Origin of the sequence: uncultured Methanobrevibacter sp., from assembly GCF_937906425.1 — an archaeon.
Taxonomy (GTDB): domain Archaea; phylum Methanobacteriota; class Methanobacteria; order Methanobacteriales; family Methanobacteriaceae; genus Methanobrevibacter.
This window is the reverse complement of sequence record NZ_CALCYR010000072.1, coordinates 1-16,780: the sequence shown is the minus strand read 5'-3', so window position 1 is coordinate 16,780 and position 16,780 is coordinate 1. Positions and strand designations below refer to the sequence as shown.

Below are 16,780 nucleotides of genomic sequence, written 5' to 3'. Positions count from 1 at the left end.
GTTTAATTATTAATTATTTGTTATTTAAATAATTTTTTATTATTTAATTAAAATTTCAAATAATTTCTTTTTAAATAATTCTATTTTATCATTAATTATGGTTTATTTTTTAATTAAAAGAAAGCATCAAGGCTTTGCTGTCTCTCATTGCTTGATAATTCTCTTAATCTGTTTTTATCATACCCTAAAGGTTCCATCATTCTTGAAACTGCTGGAATTAACTGATTTTCAATATAATATTCCTTGTCATATTCAATTCCTTCACTGTACTCATAGGGAACAGCTCTTTCACTAATGCTTCCTTTTCCCTTGCTAATGATGTATTGAACAATTGTGCCCTTTCCAACCTTTATTCCATGAGCTTCAATCTCACGTGCAGCCTTTACATGAGGTCCAATCTGTTTATAGTCATCAAGATTTTTAGTAATTTGAGTATGTATAATCAAATCCTTTGTTTCAATTTCACCAGATTTGATCTTTTTAAGGACTTTGCTAATTATCTTTTCAGCTTTCTTAACATTACCTTCCTTTAGGATAGCCATTAATATGTCTTCTTGGGTTTTTTTAGCTATTGGTGCCCAATCACGTCTTACAAGTTCTAAACCTTTTGCAATGATCTTGCCATCTTCAATGACAGCATATCTTTTCTTGCTTACAAAGAATCCTCTTCTGTAGAATCCTTCGTATTCAAGTTCCATAGTGTCTGGAAGCTCTCCATTGAAATATTCCAGGAATTTGTCTTTTTGCACTTGAATTTCCTTTTCAATTGCTATTTGCTCTGGAGACTCTGTCATTTTAACACCTGAATTTTTGTTTTTTTTTTAGTTTAGAATTTAACTGAAGTTTTTAATTTAAAATTAAATTATGCTTTTGGTTTAGAGTTAAGTAAAGTTTTTAATTTAAAATTAAATTATGCTATTGGTTTAGAGTTGAGTAAAGTTTTTAATTTAAAATTAAATTATACTAATAATATTTATGAATTTTTCTTTTTAAATAATTTATGCATTATTTTTTCCTTTATTCCTATTTTTCTTATTTTAAATATTTTTTTTAGGAGGCATTGGCTTGTAGTTTTTTAGTTAAATAATTTTAATTCTTAAAATAGTTAGGTTTATATATTGTTTTGAATATAAATATGTATATTCTTATTTAATCTTGCGATAAGAATCATTAATTAACTTGCTTATTTGAGAATTAAATTCTCGCATTTACTTTTAAAAAGAAAATAAAAAATCAATTTAATCCTTTTATGATTTGATTAAATTATTTCTCTTTTCAAGCGAAGCGGAGGCTTGTTTTTTGAGTTTTCAATTAATTTGTTTATAATTAAAAATGAAAAAATAATTATGAATGAATTGGATAATTTTTTATAATAATTGTATAATAAAGGGAAAATTTTATAGGAGATATGTATTATGGCAATTTGTCAAGGTAAATCAACCAGATCCCCATCTGGTGCTAGAAGAGTAGCAAATCGTGGAAAAAGGAAATCCGAATTAGGTAGAGAATCTGCAGAAACCAGATTAACTGAAGAAAAAACCTTAAGAAAAATCAGAACTCGTGGCGGAAACGAAAAACTCAGATTAGCTGGTGACAATAAAATCAACGTTATTGATGCAGACGGTAAAGCTCAAACTGTAGAAATCTACGGTGTAATTGAAAACGCAGCTAACCCTAACTACGTAAGAAGGAATATCATTACCAAAGGTGCTATTGTAGAAACCGAAATCGGTAATGCTAAAGTTACTTCCAGACCTGGTCAAGATGGAGTAATCAATGGAGTTATTGTAGAATAATTCTATTTTTCTTTTCTTTTTTTTATTAATTTTTTATTTAGTTCGACATTTTACGAATAACTATTTTCATGTTTTTTTAATCTTTTTCATCAATTGATGTCTAATTTGCTATTTTTTAAATTTTATTTTTCACATTTATTTGAATTTTAATTTGCTATTTTTTTAATTTTATTTTTCACATTTATTTGAATTTTAATTTGCTATTTTTTTAATCTTTTTTAATAGGATTATAGTATAATTTACTATTTTTTTTAATCTTTCTTTCCAATTTGAAATTTTATTTTACTGTTTTACAAAATTCAATATTTTAATTTTGCAAATACTTATTTAATAGTAAGTACTTATATTATAATGTTAAATAGTATACTAATGAAATACTATTATTCAAATTAGTTAATTAAAATTCAATTTTCTAATTTTTTATTATAATTATTAATTTTTTTAGGAGATAAAATGAAAATAGGAATGTCACATGGTGCTGGTGGAGAGGTTATGGGAAATTTAATCTCAGAAACCATTCTTAATAACTTATCAAAAAAATCAGTTGAAGGAGGATATGGTCTGGATGCTTTGGATGATGGTGCAACCATTCCTCTTGGTGACTATGAAATTGTTGTAACAACTGACGGTCATACTGTTAATCCTTTATTCTTCCCTGGTGGAGATATTGGGAGAATATCCGCTGCTGGAACTATTAACGATGTTTCAGTTATGGGAGCAAAGCCTTTAGCCATTTCCAATGCAATGATCTTACAGGAAGGTTTCCCTATTGAAGATTTGGATAAGATTATTAAATCATTAAGTGCAACTTGTGAAGAGGCTGATGTTGCAGTCATCACTGGTGATACTAAGGTTATGGAACAGGACAAGCTTGATGGTATTGTAATTGTAACCACCGGTATCGGTATCGCTAAAAAGGGTGAAGTCATTAAGGATTCCACCTTAAGTGTTGGAGATAAGATAATTATCACCGGAAGCGTTGGAGACCATGGGATGAGTTTAATGTCATTCAGGGAAGGATTTGGTTTTGAAACCGAATTGCAATCTGATGTTGCTCCAATGTGGGGAATAATTGAAAAGGCTCTTGAAGTTGGCGGAGTGACTGCAATGAAGGATCCTACCCGTGGCGGATTGGCTAACTGTATCAATGAGATGGCTAGAAAATCAGGTGTTGGAGTCATGCTTCAGGATGAGGCAATTCCTGTAAAACAGGAAGTAAGGGCTGCATCTGAAATGTTAGGAATCGATCCTTACGAAGTGGCTAATGAAGGTAAGGTTTTAATGGGTGTAAAGGCTGAAAAGGCTGAAGAGATATTGGCAGCCATTAAGACAGACAAATATGGTAAGGACGCAGCCATTATCGGTGAAGTCATTGATGACGATAAGGTTTTAATTGAAACTGGAATTGGTGGAGTAAGGATTTTGGAAACTCCTATTGCAGATCCGGTTCCTAGAGTTTGTTAAATTTTATATTTATTGAATGGAAAGTATTTTTCCTATTTGGATATTTATTTTCCCTATTATCTTGAAAAATGGGAATTTTTCCCATAGTTTTAAAAGGGAATTTTTCCTATTATTAATTTTTTAATCAAATTAAATGGAAATTTATTTTTCCATTTGTATTTTTTATAATCAAATTTTAGATTTGGTGGTTAGATGAACTTATTTATGAAAAGAGTAATTGCGTATGTTCTTGATTTCTTTGTAGTCTCTGCATTTATGTGGATTTTATCATATCTTGCATATTTCATAATAAATCCATTGAATATGTATAGCATTTACCATTACTTTGTATTCATTCTTCCAATCCTTATTCTTGTTTATTTCACAGTTTTAGAGAAAAACATTGGTGCAACTGTTGGAAAAAGATTAATGTTTATTGAAGTCAAATCCTCATTTGCAAAAAGGGGAAGACAGGGAAGGCATTATACCTTAAGTTATGGTCAGGCTTTAATCAGATCTCTTTCCAAAATTTATTGGTTCCCAATAATTATTGATGTGATTCTTGGAAAATTCACTGGAAAAACTAGATTATTGGATGGATTTTCAAGAACTGTTGTTGTGGAAGAAGAGGACGACGATTACATTTACAATAATTTCAGATATTAGTTGTTTTTAATTAATCTCTAAACTGGATTTTTATTAAAATATTTGCTCTACATTTGAATTTTAGATTAAATTATCATTCTTAATTGGAATATTGGATTTAAATTATTTATTCTAATTCGAATATGGGATTAATTTATCATTCTTTATTGGAATATTGGATTAAAATTATTTATTCTAATTTGAATATGGGATTAATTTATCATTCTCAATTTGGGGAGTTTAGATTAGAATATTTATTAAATTTAATATTTTTAGTTTATATTTTAATGATTGGAGATTAATTCTTATTTATTTGTCTTAAAATTATATTTATGTTAATTATTCTTAATTTAATTATAAATTATTTAATTTAATTCATGCTATTTTTTTATTATTAATCATTTTTCTTTTATTAATTGATTTTACTTAATTTTTTTAATTCTATTGTTTTATAGGGGGATTTTATGGAGAATAAACTTATTTCAAAAGGTCAGGATAATTTGGATATTAGATATCATCCTACCATTAAGGGATTGCAGATTGTTAACGGAAAGAACAATTTTCCAATCAGTTGGTTAAATCAGCAAGGTTACTGTGAATATGTATTGTATTTGCAATACTGTCAAGGAATTAAAACCGCTCCTACTCAAGCTATGCTAACTGGAACCAAGGAACATGGGATCTTGGAAGAAAAATTTAAGGAAACTGCAACTCCTGCAAGCTTTGATGAAGCATATGAATTGTCCAAGGAAAAGGAAATTCTCTCACGTGAAATGTTTGTAATGGATCCTGAAGAAGGTATTCGTGGTTTTATTGATGAAATATGGATGACTCCTGATGAGATTGTTATAATTGATGACAAACCTGGAAATAGGGCATATATGTCCACCATTCATCAGGTCTTGGCATATTGCCTTGCTTTTAAACATATGATTGGTGATGACAATCGTAAGATAAGGGGTGCTCTTAGAGAAAGGGGTACAGACAATATTTTCTGGAGTGAGGAGTTCAACGAAAGAAATGAGAAAAAAATTAAGTATGTAATTGATAGAATGCATGGATTGTTTGAAGACAGAATACCATTTATTCCAACTAAAAACCCAAACAAATGTAAAAAATGCAGATATCAATCATATTGTGATGTTAAACCTATTTTTTAGTTAAAATGAGTTATTAGGTTTAATTTTTCTTTTTTTAAAATTGCTAAAATAAGTCTAGAATAGTTATAATTTTTTCATATTCTTAAAATTAGTCTAGAATAGTTAAAATTAGCAGTGGTAATCTTTTTTTTTAAAAATAGTTTTAAATTGTTTAAAATTACTAAAAATATTAAAAATAGTTTAAAAATAGTTTAAAAATAGCTATTAAATAGCTATTTTCTTTTTTTATTTAATTTAAATGTTCCTTATTGTTTTTCTAGCGTCAATGACTTGGTGTGGAATGTTTGCATCTTCAAGGTCTTTTGCAATATTCTTTGTCATGTCACCAATTGCTAAAATCATAACGTTAAGTCCTTTTCTAACAGCGGATTGTGCAGCTTCACTTACTCCGAATTCAATGTCTATTGGAATGTCCAAATTATTTGCAACTGCATGTGAAGTGGTTCCAATTGCTGCAACCTTGTCAATTGAACTTAATCCAAAGTTTTCATATTTGCTTTCATAAATCTCCTTTACAAGATCCATGTCTGTAGCTCTGGATCCTCCCTGTTTTATTGGAGGCAAGCTAATTAGTAAAATCTTACTTTCCTTAATTTCAATTATTCCCTTAAGGTTGGTTAAAGCAACATCAAATCCTTTTTTAGTGTCTAGAATAACATCTGCATAAGCTGAAGTCTGTGCATTGATTGAAGCGTATAGCCTTCCATTTTCCATATATAAACCTACTTCATCCCCTTCCTTTAAATCCTCTTTAGCAAGAGCAGGCCAAGTGGATTTATAATAGGTCATTGTATCCAAAACACTGTCAGAATATTTTCTAAGTGTAATTGCATCTTTTTTAACTTTAGCTATACCTTTTTGAGTTATTTTATATGGTGCCCTTCCATCCTTGGAAGTAATGTATTCTAACTCAGTTAAAGTTTTAATATTTTCAGAAACCGCTTGAATGGTTATTCCTAAACGTTCTGCCAAGTCTTTTTGCTTAAGATTAGGTTCCTGTTTAGAAATTTCTCCCAATATTTGAAAATGAGTCAATGCACCTCTCTTTTGTAAAATTTCCATAAAATCCCTCTAAAAAAATTTTAATTATTTTTAATATTATTTTGTACTTTATTTTATATAAAGTTTATTTTAATTTTTTTTAAAGTTTATTTGAGGAAGAATTTTCATGATTTAATTTGAATTGATTTGTCTATGTGATTTGAAACTTATTGGGAGTATTTATTTTTTAAAATAAATTAGTTTTTCTTTGTTTTTTGAGAGTTTAAAAAGGAAAATAACTCATTGTTCTAAAAGTTTGACTAAAATAATAGTTAATTTAAGAAAAAGAATTAATTTTATTTATTATTTTTATTAAATTTGACTTGATAAAAAAAGTTTTAATTTTATTCATTGTTTTTATTAAATTAAAATTGACAATTGAATAAATTTATTTTTATATATAAAAAAAGATAATTTAAAAAAGAAAGTTTTTAGCTATTTAATACAGAATATTCTATTTAAAGAAAGTTTTTAGCTATTTGATACAAAATATTTTATTTAAAGAAAGTTTTTAGCTATTGATTAGTATTCAATAGTCTATTTAAAGAAAGTTTTTAGCTATTGATTAATTCTCAATAGCCAATTTTCCATCTAGTTTTTTATTCATAAGCTCTAAAAACTCTTCCTGTTTCTCTTTAGGGATATAAGCTCCACAAGCTACATTATGGCCTCCGCCGCTTCCTCCCAAGCTTTGTGCAACTTCACGAATAATGTTACCGAAGTGGATTCCATCATAGGCCAAAAGCCTTGAACAACGTAGTGAAATCTTTAAGTCATCATTTTCTTCACTTACCTGTGTAAATGCAATCATTGGCTTTCTCCAATCCCCTTGACTTAGAACCATTCCAGCTATTGTACCTACAACATTACTTCTGATTCCTGTTCCATCGAAATATTGGAGATTGTCCATTTCCTTGATTTTGTTTTCCTCGCCTATTTTTGTGATGTTTGTAGCCAGGTAATATCTGTGTCCTTTGGAAATTTCCTCAAGCTCGTCAAGGGCTAAGACCCTATCTCCTTCCAATATCTTTAAGGCAACTTCTGACCTGTCGTTTCTAACACATGCATTCATTGCAGTTGAAAATTCGGAGGCATCCCTTAAAAATGTTCCATCCTCTTCCTGAAGGAATTCATAACTGTCTGCAATAACCAATTTAGGTACATATGAGCTGTATTTTGTAGGGATTTCCTTTGAAATCATTGTAATCAATGCATTTATCAATTTCTTCTTATCCTCAAAGCTCAAATCACTAAGTGTTATCGCCTGATCGTATTGGTTACGTCTTGGAATGCCCAGTTTCTTAAGAAGTGCTATGCATGCATTCCTGTTGTCTGTAATAGGTAATTTAACGTCACTGAAATAGGATAATGCAACAAAGAGAGGTCTTGTTTGCTTGCCGTATAATGAGAGGTCTGGATTTGACCTTACCAATCCTTCCTTCTTTGCATCCTCAAGGATTGAATTGTTTAATCCTACCAATTTTCCTGTTTTAGTGTTTTGCATATCTCCAATTGCAGCAAGCACTCCAATCCAACTTAAATCGGTATATCCGAATTCCTTTGCAAGAAGATAGCAGAGTCCTCCTCCACAAATCTCCAGGGAACCGTCAATTCCATAGAATATTGGATTGATTTCTAAATAAGTATGATCTACAGTATCGCAATAATCGATTTCTTTAAGTGGAGGGTGATGATCGAGTATAAGTATTTTAGAATCCTCTTTTGCATGTTTGTCTACAGGTTGGCCTGAACCTAAATCGGAAAATATTGTTAATTCATGTTCTATTGGCAAATCCTCCAATACATCAAGGTTTACGATTTCTATTTCATAATTCTTTCCGATTCTCTTTAGAATACTTGTCAGGATAGCTCCTGAAGATATTCCGTCACAATCTGTATGGCTGTAGATTTTTATGTCCTCACTGGATTCTATAAGTTTACGTGCCTGTTCGTATTTTTCTTTCATTTCTGGTGGTAATGTTTCTATCATGCTGGTCACTTTTAAAAATTTAAATTTGAATTTTCTTTTAAAAAGATTTAGAGAGCTTTTTAAATTTTAATTTTAATTTTTTTAGTTAAAAAGCTTTGGTGTCTTTTTAAATTTTAAAAAAAAATTAATTAATAATTATTTGATGTTAAATTATTTTTTGCGTTTTTTGCCTTTTTATTTTGGTCTTTTGTGTTTAAATTATTTTTTGCGTTTTTTGCCTTTTTTATTAGGTCTATTGTGTTTTTTAGTTTCTCTAATCTTTTTGATTTCATTTGATAACTTGATTAGAATTTCCTTTTTGCTTTCTTCACTTGTTATTGAAATTCTTCCGGATTTATTATACCATTCTCCAGGATAAGCCTTATATTCTTCAGCATAAAAATTGTATTGAAGTCTTCTAGCCGCATTAACAATTTCTTTTAATCTTGGTTCTTTAATGGCATATTCCATGGAAATCTTTCTTCCTTGGCTTAATGACTTTTCTGCATCCAAATAAATAGGCCATATCATTACATCTGCCATGTTTTCACCTCTTAATTTGTTTAATTTGATTTAATCGGGTTTTTAATCTTATGTTTTTATAATAATTATAATTAATCATTTATAAAAATTTCCAATTTTATTTATTTTAATTATATTTTAATATTAGTTAGCATATTATTTAATGATTATTATACATTTAGGATTTTAATTTCAAAAGAACCTTAATGGCCTTTAAAATCATTTTATACTTTAATCCATGCTTATTTCCTTTTTCCATAAGTTCAATCTCTTTTAAAAAGATTCTATTTTCCTCTTTAGTATTTTCCCTGCTTAACCATAAACTGATCCAATTCATCAGATAGGGATTTAAAAAGAGATCCTTATTTTTTATGCCGTTTTTGTCACATAATTGGGAGGATAGTCTATATGCCTTTAGAGAGTCATAAACCAATCTGAAATTAATGTTTTTTGTAATTGACTTTTCCTCTTCCTCCAATCTCATATAATAATTGTAGACAATTCTATTGTTTAAAAACAATATTCCATTTTCATTTTTTATGTATGCTTCCAAAAGGAAATTAAGGTCCTCTGCAGAAATGCATTCAGGAAATCTTATATTGTTCTTTTTTATAAGCTCTGCCCTATAGATTTTAGCCCAGAATGAAGGAAGCACCTTCAGGATTCCTATTTCATCTTTCTTTTCCTTTTTAAAATCCTCAATGAATATTTCCTCATTGTTTTCCTTGTTTATTGGAGACTTGTAGAAGAAATGGCTGAATATGTTTTTCCACAGGAATCCTACTGTTCCCTTGAAATTGGACCCTTTTACCAAATCATCCAAATACTCATCATATGGCTTTTCAAGGCTTTCCTTGAATGGAGTGTATGATTTTCGAATAATCTTTTCTGCAGTATAATGTCTCAGATATCTTCCAGAGACAATGTCACAATCATATTCTTTTATCTTATTGTAGAGCCTTTCACATGCATCATGAGGATATGTGTCATCAGAGTCTATAAACATCAGGTATTCTCCATTAACATGGTCCAATGCAATATTGCGGGGACCGTAGGCTCCTCCAATGTTCTCATTTAGGTGAATTACTTTCACATTTTCCCTTTTGCTTTGTGAGTTGACATTTTCCTTAAACTCTTCCATAATTTGATAGGAATTGTCTGTAGAGCAATCATCGGCCAGTATTATTTCCAGGTTTTCAATTCCAATGCTTTGATTTTGGATTGAATCCAAGGTGAGCGGGAGGTACTTTTCCCCATTGTAAACAGGTATTATTATGCTTATTTTATAGTCGTAAATTGAAAAACCTCCCTAAATTGTTTATTTGTTAAAATAATTTATTATTGTTTTTATTGAACTTATAAATTTTTAATTTTAATTATTTTTAAAAATTTTAATGTAATTTTAATTATTTTCATTGTATTTTTTTTAATTTTGCCCTTTATTCTTTATTCAATTCTTCAAACATTAAATCAATCATGTCCTTTACTGTGTATTTTTCAGGATAGATATGCTTTACATTATATTCCTCAAGAACATTTCCTGTAATTGGTCCTATTGCAACACTTAATGTTGAATCTGATAACTTTTCAGCCAGTTTAGTTTCCTTTTCTTTTCCAGCTACCTTAAAGAGATTTGAGACTGTAAGTGGACTTGTAAATGTAATTGCATCAATGTTTTCATCAATAATGCATTCTATCAGATTTTCTATTCTTGAAGTGTCCTCTGGAATAAGTGATTTATAGCTTTCTGCAAGAATAACTTCAGCTCCCATTTCATCAAGGCATTTTGGTAAAACATCCCTTGCAGAAAATGTCCTAGGAACTCCAACAATTTTATTATTTAAGTCGATTCTTTTAAATTCTTCAACTAATCCTTCAGCAGTATAATCTTGAGGTATAATATCTACCCTTATACCTTTTTTTATAGCTAATTCTGCAGTTTTCTTGCCGATTGTTGCAATTTTACAATCCTTGTTCAAAAGGTCTAGAAAGTTTGGATAAAATTTGAATATGGAATCTATTGAACTGACTGAGGTGAATATTAGCCAATCAAGCTCTCCTGCCCTTTTAATCAGTTGCTTCAATGTTTCTGTATTTAGGAGTCTTAATTCAAGTGTTGGTACGATAATTGCCTCTCCGCCATATTCCTCTATAAATCTTTGGGCAGCCTTTGATCTTTCCTGTGGTCTGGTAATAGCTATTTTCCTCATTTTTCCACTCACTCTGAGTTTTATTAGAAATTTTTTTTCATGATTTTATTTTTTTTTAAAAAATCAAATTCAATCTCATTTTTAAAAAATTATTTATTTTTTTCTTAATCAAATTCAATTTCATTTTTTTATAAAAATATTATATTTTAACACTCTTATATTGATTTATGTCTTTATTACTTATTTAAGTTTATATAATACTTAATCTAAATTTATATATGTATAAAATTATGTATATAATTTATAAACTATAATTATTTGTAAAAATTAAAAAAATTAAAAAAATTTTTAATTTTTGTGTTTTATTAAAAGTTAATAATTTGATTTATTCACTGTTTATTAAATTTAAGCTTATATAGGCGATATTAATGAGAATATTATTTTTAAACTTACCTTATGAATTTAACATAAGCAGAGCTAGCAGATGGCCTGAAAAGACAAAATCAGGTACCTTATATTATCCATATTGGCTGGCATACTGTGTAGGCGTATGTGAAAGGGAAAACCATGAGTGCAAACTTGTTGACTGCATTACAAAAGCATACACCCCTGAAGATACAGTCAATGAGGTCATTGACTTTAAGCCTGATTATATCATGGCTGAAATAACCACTCCTACCTGTGCTTATGATTATAAAGTAATAAATGCAATCAAGGATGCATATCCTAAGGCAAAGATATTGATTGGAGGAACCCATGCAACAATATTGCCTGATGCAGTTCTCAAGGAATGTTTGGGAATTGACTATGTCCTTCGTCAGGAATATGACTATACAGTTCCTGAAATCCTTGCAAGCGATGATGTTTCCACTGTAAAGGGAGTTTCCTATAGGGTAAACTCAGATGGTGAGGACTTGGCCAGACTTGATGGTGCTGATTTAAAGTCCATTGACTTTGAAGTGAGACATACTGAAGACAGGGAACCTTTGGATGACTTGGACAGTCTTCCATATGTTTCAAAGGTCTATCAGAAATATCTTGACTTTGATGACTATGCATATGCATTTGCCCAAAAGCCAATGATTCAGATTGTATCCTCAAGGGGATGTCCAAACCAATGTAATTTCTGTAGCTATCCTTCAACAATGGGTGGCAGAATGTATAGAACCCGCAGTGTAAGTGACTTGGCAGATGAATTTGAATACATCCTTACAGAGATTCCTGAAATCAAGGAAATATTCATTGAGGATGACACATTTACAGTTAACCAGCCTCGTGTAATCGAGTTTTGTGATGAGATTATAAAAAGGGGATTGAAACCTGTATGGTCCTGTAACACACGTGTTGACCTGACCTATGAGACAATGAAGAAAATGAAGGATGCAGGTTGCAGGTTGCTTGTATGCGGTTATGAATCTGGTAATCAGGATGTTTTAAATGATATCAAGAAGGGAATAAGCCTTGAACAGTCAAGGGCTTTTGCTGAAAATGCGAGAAAACTTGACATTAAGGTATTTGGCTGCTTTATGATTGGCTTAACTGGAGACAATCTTGACACCATTCAGGAAACCTATAAGTTTGCACAATCAGTATATCCTGACATGTGTTTCTTCCAGCAGGCTGTTCCTTTCCCAGGTACAGAGTTTTACAAATGGGCAAAAGAGAATGGATATCTGATTACAGAGGACTATTCCAAGTGGTTGAATGAGGATGGCTATTTGAATTGTCTTGTTGACTATCCTTATGCAGATCATAATGAAATTGAAAAATTGAGAGACAATTTGATGAGCAAGTATTATTTCTCCTTTGCTTATATTGTTAAGACTTTCTTGGCCAATCTGGATTGGGTTGAATTCAAGAGAGTTATGCGTGGAGGAACTCAGTATATTGCATTTAGGTTAAAAAAAGCTTTTAGCAAGTCTGACAATTTGGAATAACTTGTTTTAAATTAATTTTTAAGAGTTTTTATTAAACTCTTATTTTTTTAAATTTATTTTATTGTTAAATTAGTTTTTTCTTATTTTTTTAAACTTTTTTGAAGATTTATTTTCTTTTAAACTCTTATTTTTCTTCTTTTTTATTATTTTTAGCTATTTTTCCTTTAGTTTTCTTAACTAATATTTTTACTAATTTTAAATAATTGTTTTTAGTCATTTTATCAGCTATTTGATTTTAAAAAGATTTTAAATGATTGTTTTTAGTCATTTTATCAGCTATTTTATTTTAAAAAGATTGTTTTTACTTATTTTATAAACTAGTAACTCTTTAATTAATTATTTCTTCCTTTAATAAGTCCTTTTTTTCAATTATGTCTATTTCAATTAAAAGTAAAATCATTGCAAGTGCAAATCCTCCAATTACATCACTTGCATTATGAACTCCTAAATAAATACGGCTTATTCCAATTAAAAATGGAATCAATGCTAAAAGGATAGTTAAAACTATTTTAACTCTTTTATCTAATTTGCTTTTAATAGCGAAATAAATTAAAATTCCGCAAAGTGAAACTGATGCCAAGGTATGGCTGCTCGGAAATGAATATGAGCTTTCACTTGCCAATTGAAGTATTTCCGGTCTTGGTCTAGCTATTATATACTTAAATCCTTCACTGAAAAGACTGTTGAATGTAACGCAAAGGGCTATTATAAATCCAATTCTTTTTCTTTTTAATAGCACTGTAATTATTACGCTTATTACACAGCTGCTTGCTATTGCCAATCCGCTTCCTACAAATGTAATTGATTTAAATAGGCTTGTAAGAGTGTCATTCATGTTGATTGTTACAAGATTGTATAGTCCTAAATCAAATGTATCTATTGAATTGGTTTTTATTAAAACAATCAATCCAATGAATATGATTAAAAACAAGATTGTAAATAGGTTTTTTTTATTCATTTTATCAAAAAAGTAAAAATAAGAAAAAATAAGGAATTATTCCTTAAACTAATTTTAAAATAAGTCTATAATTCATTTATGTATTAATGGAGGGAATTATTTATTCAATTCCCTTAATTTCCTTGAATACATTAATTACATTTCCAATAACAAGGATTGCAGGAGTGTTTATTTCTTTGTCTGCAATTGTATCAAGGGTTCCAAATACAACTCTTTCATTTGGGAGTGTACCGCTTTCAATTGCACATGCAGGTGTTTTAGGGTCACGGTATTTCATAATTTCTCTTGTATTTTCCTTAATGTTGCCGATTCCCATAAGAATTATTAAAGTGTCTGCAGTATAATCCCATTTTACCTGTTTATTTTCCTTTGTAGGATCTTCATGACCTGTAACAACTGTAAATGAAGTGGCTACAGCTCTATGGGTAATTGGAAATGCCATGCTTGTAGGTGCACCAATTGCAGAAGTTACTCCCGGAACGACTTCAAAGTCAATTCCCTCTTTTGCAAGTGCTAAAAGCTCTTCTCCGCCTCTGCCGAATACAAATGGATCTCCACCTTTCAATCTTACAACATTTTCATTTGTTTTAGCCTCTTTGATGATTAGCTCATTGATTTCATCTTGGGTTTTATAATGTTGTCCTGCCTTTTTACCGACATATATCCTTTTGGCATCCTCTGGAGCATGTTGTAAAATTTCCTCATTGGCCAGATAGTCGTATAAAACAACATCTGCTTTATTTAGTATTTTCACAGCTTTTAAAGTTATTAAATCAGGATCTCCTGGTCCTGCACCTATTAAATATACTGGCATATTATACTTTCCTTTTTATTTTAAATGAAAATTTAAGTTTGAATATTGGATTTTAGAACATTATTGTTTAGTTTGATTAATTGAATAATTTAATTATTTGATTGTTAATTAAATTATTTAAATGCTGTCTAAAATTCCTTTAAAGAATTGAAGTCCGTCGTCGGAACCTAAAAGTTTTGTAGTAGCTCTTTCTGGGTGTGGCATCATTGCACATACAAGTCCTGATTCGTCACAAACTCCAGTGATTGCTTCCATTGATCCATTAGGGTTTTTCTCATTGAACTGAAGAACGATTTGGTCTTGGTCCTTTAAAAGCTCAATGTCTTTTGTGTAGAATCTGCCTTCAGCGTGAGCTATTGGCACCTTAATTACCTGTCCCTTTTTGAAGTTTTTGGTAAATGGAGTTCTTGTTGTGCTTACTTTCAAGTCAACCCATTCACAATTGAATTTAGGAACTTCATTTGTAATGAACAATCCCGGTACAAGTCCTATTTCACCAAGGATTTGTGCTCCATTACATATTCCAAGTACTGGTTTTTCTTCCTTTACAAGTGCCTTTACCCCTTCAACAACAGGAGTGTTTGAAGCTATTGCTCCTGCACGCAAATAATCTCCGTAAGAAAATCCTCCAGGTATAACAATTCCATCATAATCAGTTAGGTTTTCCTTATCCCACCAGATGTATTCCGCTTCGCCACCAGCCAATTCAATAGCCTTGTAAACGTCACGGTCACAGTTGGTTCCAGGGAATCTTATAATTCCAATTGTCATTTTATCACTCTTATAATAGTAAAATAATTAAATTTTAAAGCTTTTCTCTTTAAATCATTAAATCTTAATTCTTAAATTTTAAAGCTTTTCTTTTTAAATCATTAAATGTTAATTTAAAACTTTATTTTAAATCAGTTTTTATTAATTTAAATTTTTAGTTTAAATTCTTTGATTTTAATTTAAAACTTTATTTTAAATCTATTTGCCGCAAGTTCCACAAGTTAAGTCAATTTGAATAATTTTTATGGTGTAATTGTGGATAATTGGGTTACAAAGTAATTTTTGACACATGTCATCCACTTTTGCTCTTGCGTCATCTTCGGATTCTGCTTCCATAACAAAACTAATTATTTCCTTAGTTTTTGTTCCTTTAACTTCATATCCTAAAAGAGCAAGAGATCTTTGGATTGTAGTTGCTTCTGGATTTAACATTCCCGGTTTTAAGGAAACTTTTACTTCAATATCATACATCATTTTAAACACCTATTTTTTTTAATAATTCTATAAATATGAGTTCTGATTAATTCAGTCATTTTTGTAAGTAATTTTAAAATTATGACTTTAATAATTATTTTTTTTAAGTAATTTCAAATTTATTATTTAATAATTATTTATTTTTAAATAATTCCAAAATTATGAATTTAATCAAATTTTTTATTCAATATTCCATTTTGCTTTGTCTTCATCAGTTAAAAGTCTGTTAAAGACTTCTTCATAAGCGTCAATAACTTCGTCGTCCTTTCCTTGTCTGAACAATTCCTTGTCCAACATGTCAAGGGTTTCAGCGTCCCATAATCTACAACTGTCTGGACTTATTTCATCTCCAAGGATTATATTTCCATCCTTGTCCTTACCGAATTCTATTTTAAAGTCAACAAGAATGATTCCAATGTCCTTAAACATTTTGCTCATAACATCATTGACCTTAAGGGCCAATTCCCTTAATTTGTCAAGATCTTCCTTGCTGGCTATTCCAAGTGCAATTGCAATCGCATCATTTAACATTGGATCGTGATATTCGTCATCCTTAAAGTCCATTTGTATAAGAGGTGGATTAAATGGGGTTTTGTCTTCAAATGGGAATTTTCTGATAATGCTTCCTGTAGCTATGTTTCTTACAATAACCTCTATTGGAATCATGTCCAATTTTTTAGCTTTCATTACACAAGCTTGGCTTAATTCAATCAATTGGGTTGGAATGCCATTTTCTTCCATGGTTTCAAATATCTTTGCACAGATAATTGAATTTATATAACCTTTTTGACCCATGCTTTCCTTTCTAGCACCGTCTCCAGCAGTCATGTCATCTCTGAATTCAACAATGACTTCATCCTCATTTTCGCCTTGATAAACACTTTTAGCTTTTCCTTCGTAAAGTAAGTTTTTAGAATCCATTTAAAAGCCTCTTTAAAAATACATATTTTTTAAATTTAATTATAAATTTCCTAAATTCTTTTCTAGTTTTAAGTTGATTATAATTAAAATTTCTTATAGTTTTTTTTTAGTTTTAAGTTAATTATAATTATAAATTTCCTAAATTCTTTTCTAGTTTTAAGTTGATTATAATTAAAATT

General features: G+C 29.8%; 16 protein-coding genes. 5 read left to right on the top strand and 11 right to left on the bottom strand.

The features are described from left to right. Positions 1 to 113 precede the first annotated feature (113 nt). On the bottom strand, positions 114 to 794 hold the full coding sequence (locus Q0138_RS02000) for a DNA polymerase domain-containing protein (protein WP_297980181.1): 681 nt from the start codon (positions 792 to 794) through the stop codon (positions 114 to 116). 621 nt (positions 795 to 1,415) lie between these two features. Here Q0138_RS02000 and Q0138_RS01995 point away from each other — a divergent pair. From Q0138_RS01995 to Q0138_RS01980, 4 genes are all read left to right on the top strand, one after another. Beyond that, on the top strand, positions 1,416 to 1,796 hold the full coding sequence (locus Q0138_RS01995) for a 30S ribosomal protein S8e (protein ID WP_297980178.1): 381 nt from the start codon (positions 1,416 to 1,418) through the stop codon (positions 1,794 to 1,796). A 453-nt stretch (positions 1,797 to 2,249) separates the two neighbouring features. Beyond that, positions 2,250 to 3,260 (top strand): hydrogenase expression/formation protein HypE, encoded by a 1,011-nt coding sequence (gene hypE, locus Q0138_RS01990; RefSeq protein ID WP_297980176.1) that lies wholly within the window; start codon positions 2,250 to 2,252, stop codon positions 3,258 to 3,260. Between the two features lie 192 nt (positions 3,261 to 3,452). Further along, positions 3,453 to 3,905: an RDD family protein gene (locus Q0138_RS01985; RefSeq protein ID WP_297980172.1), complete on the top strand. Its 453-nt coding sequence runs from the start codon at positions 3,453 to 3,455 to the stop codon at positions 3,903 to 3,905. A gap of 443 nt (positions 3,906 to 4,348) precedes the next feature. Next, positions 4,349 to 5,044: a PD-(D/E)XK nuclease family protein gene (locus Q0138_RS01980; RefSeq protein WP_297980170.1), complete on the top strand. Its 696-nt coding sequence runs from the start codon at positions 4,349 to 4,351 to the stop codon at positions 5,042 to 5,044. Positions 5,045 to 5,278: 234 nt separating this feature from the next. Here Q0138_RS01980 and Q0138_RS01975 read toward each other — a convergent pair whose 3' ends face one another. The 5 genes from Q0138_RS01975 to Q0138_RS01955 all read right to left on the bottom strand — a co-directional run bounded on the left by Q0138_RS01975 (position 5,279) and on the right by Q0138_RS01955 (position 10,786). Then, complete coding sequence (locus tag Q0138_RS01975) at positions 5,279 to 6,106, bottom strand: winged helix-turn-helix transcriptional regulator (RefSeq protein WP_297980167.1); 828 nt, start codon at positions 6,104 to 6,106, stop codon at positions 5,279 to 5,281. 544 nt (positions 6,107 to 6,650) lie between these two features. After that, positions 6,651 to 8,075 (bottom strand): single-stranded-DNA-specific exonuclease RecJ, encoded by a 1,425-nt coding sequence (gene recJ / locus Q0138_RS01970; protein ID WP_297980164.1) that lies wholly within the window; start codon positions 8,073 to 8,075, stop codon positions 6,651 to 6,653. A gap of 198 nt (positions 8,076 to 8,273) precedes the next feature. After that, positions 8,274 to 8,597, bottom strand: coding sequence for a signal recognition particle subunit SRP19/SEC65 family protein (locus Q0138_RS01965; RefSeq protein WP_297980161.1), 324 nt, complete (start codon positions 8,595 to 8,597; stop codon positions 8,274 to 8,276). A 157-nt stretch (positions 8,598 to 8,754) separates the two neighbouring features. Beyond that, on the bottom strand, positions 8,755 to 9,846 hold the full coding sequence (locus Q0138_RS01960; RefSeq protein ID WP_297980184.1) for a glycosyltransferase: 1,092 nt from the start codon (positions 9,844 to 9,846) through the stop codon (positions 8,755 to 8,757). A gap of 169 nt (positions 9,847 to 10,015) precedes the next feature. After that, positions 10,016 to 10,786 (bottom strand): uroporphyrinogen-III synthase, encoded by a 771-nt coding sequence (locus Q0138_RS01955; protein ID WP_297980159.1) that lies wholly within the window; start codon positions 10,784 to 10,786, stop codon positions 10,016 to 10,018. A gap of 368 nt (positions 10,787 to 11,154) precedes the next feature. Between Q0138_RS01955 and Q0138_RS01950 the strand changes: the two genes are divergently transcribed. After that, positions 11,155 to 12,663, top strand: a complete 1,509-nt coding sequence (locus Q0138_RS01950) for a B12-binding domain-containing radical SAM protein (protein WP_297980156.1) — start codon at positions 11,155 to 11,157, stop codon at positions 12,661 to 12,663. A gap of 328 nt (positions 12,664 to 12,991) precedes the next feature. Here the strand turns inward: Q0138_RS01950 and Q0138_RS01945 are convergent, their stop codons facing one another. The 5 genes from Q0138_RS01945 to purC form a co-directional block, all read right to left on the bottom strand. Then, entirely contained in the window at positions 12,992 to 13,621 is a 630-nt protein-coding gene (locus tag Q0138_RS01945) for a phosphatase PAP2 family protein (RefSeq protein WP_297980154.1), read from the bottom strand. Positions 13,622 to 13,721: 100 nt separating this feature from the next. Continuing rightward, complete coding sequence (gene cobA / locus Q0138_RS01940) at positions 13,722 to 14,435, bottom strand: uroporphyrinogen-III C-methyltransferase (RefSeq protein ID WP_297980151.1); 714 nt, start codon at positions 14,433 to 14,435, stop codon at positions 13,722 to 13,724. 117 nt (positions 14,436 to 14,552) lie between these two features. Beyond that, positions 14,553 to 15,206, bottom strand: a complete 654-nt coding sequence (gene purQ, locus Q0138_RS01935) for a phosphoribosylformylglycinamidine synthase subunit PurQ (protein ID WP_297980150.1) — start codon at positions 15,204 to 15,206, stop codon at positions 14,553 to 14,555. A 198-nt stretch (positions 15,207 to 15,404) separates the two neighbouring features. Continuing rightward, complete coding sequence (gene purS, locus Q0138_RS01930) at positions 15,405 to 15,680, bottom strand: phosphoribosylformylglycinamidine synthase subunit PurS (RefSeq protein WP_297980147.1); 276 nt, start codon at positions 15,678 to 15,680, stop codon at positions 15,405 to 15,407. A gap of 180 nt (positions 15,681 to 15,860) precedes the next feature. Continuing rightward, a complete protein-coding gene (gene purC / locus Q0138_RS01925) occupies positions 15,861 to 16,601 on the bottom strand; it encodes a phosphoribosylaminoimidazolesuccinocarboxamide synthase (protein ID WP_297980145.1) in 741 nt (246 codons plus the stop codon). Positions 16,602 to 16,780: the final 179 nt, after the last annotated feature.

What these genes read in the sequence shown, in the direction of transcription:
- Q0138_RS01965 (WP_297980161.1), bottom strand. Translation starts at nt 8,597, where the DNA reads ATGGCAGATGTAATGATATGGCCTATTTATTTGGATGCAGAAAAGTCA.
- purQ (WP_297980150.1), bottom strand. Translation starts at nt 15,206, where the DNA reads ATGACAATTGGAATTATAAGATTCCCTGGAACCAACTGTGACCGTGAC.
- cobA (WP_297980151.1), bottom strand. Translation starts at nt 14,435, where the DNA reads ATGCCAGTATATTTAATAGGTGCAGGACCAGGAGATCCTGATTTAATA.
- recJ (WP_297980164.1), bottom strand. Translation starts at nt 8,075, where the DNA reads ATGATAGAAACATTACCACCAGAAATGAAAGAAAAATACGAACAGGCA.
- Q0138_RS01975 (WP_297980167.1), bottom strand. Translation starts at nt 6,106, where the DNA reads ATGGAAATTTTACAAAAGAGAGGTGCATTGACTCATTTTCAAATATTG.
- Q0138_RS01980 (WP_297980170.1), top strand. Translation starts at nt 4,349, where the DNA reads ATGGAGAATAAACTTATTTCAAAAGGTCAGGATAATTTGGATATTAGA.
- Q0138_RS01955 (WP_297980159.1), bottom strand. Translation starts at nt 10,786, where the DNA reads ATGAGGAAAATAGCTATTACCAGACCACAGGAAAGATCAAAGGCTGCC.
- Q0138_RS01950 (WP_297980156.1), top strand. Translation starts at nt 11,155, where the DNA reads ATGAGAATATTATTTTTAAACTTACCTTATGAATTTAACATAAGCAGA.
- Q0138_RS01945 (WP_297980154.1), bottom strand. Translation starts at nt 13,621, where the DNA reads ATGAATAAAAAAAACCTATTTACAATCTTGTTTTTAATCATATTCATT.
- purC (WP_297980145.1), bottom strand. Translation starts at nt 16,601, where the DNA reads ATGGATTCTAAAAACTTACTTTACGAAGGAAAAGCTAAAAGTGTTTAT.
- Q0138_RS02000 (WP_297980181.1), bottom strand. Translation starts at nt 794, where the DNA reads ATGACAGAGTCTCCAGAGCAAATAGCAATTGAAAAGGAAATTCAAGTG.
- purS (WP_297980147.1), bottom strand. Translation starts at nt 15,680, where the DNA reads ATGATGTATGATATTGAAGTAAAAGTTTCCTTAAAACCGGGAATGTTA.
- hypE (WP_297980176.1), top strand. Translation starts at nt 2,250, where the DNA reads ATGAAAATAGGAATGTCACATGGTGCTGGTGGAGAGGTTATGGGAAAT.
- Q0138_RS01995 (WP_297980178.1), top strand. Translation starts at nt 1,416, where the DNA reads ATGGCAATTTGTCAAGGTAAATCAACCAGATCCCCATCTGGTGCTAGA.
- Q0138_RS01985 (WP_297980172.1), top strand. Translation starts at nt 3,453, where the DNA reads ATGAACTTATTTATGAAAAGAGTAATTGCGTATGTTCTTGATTTCTTT.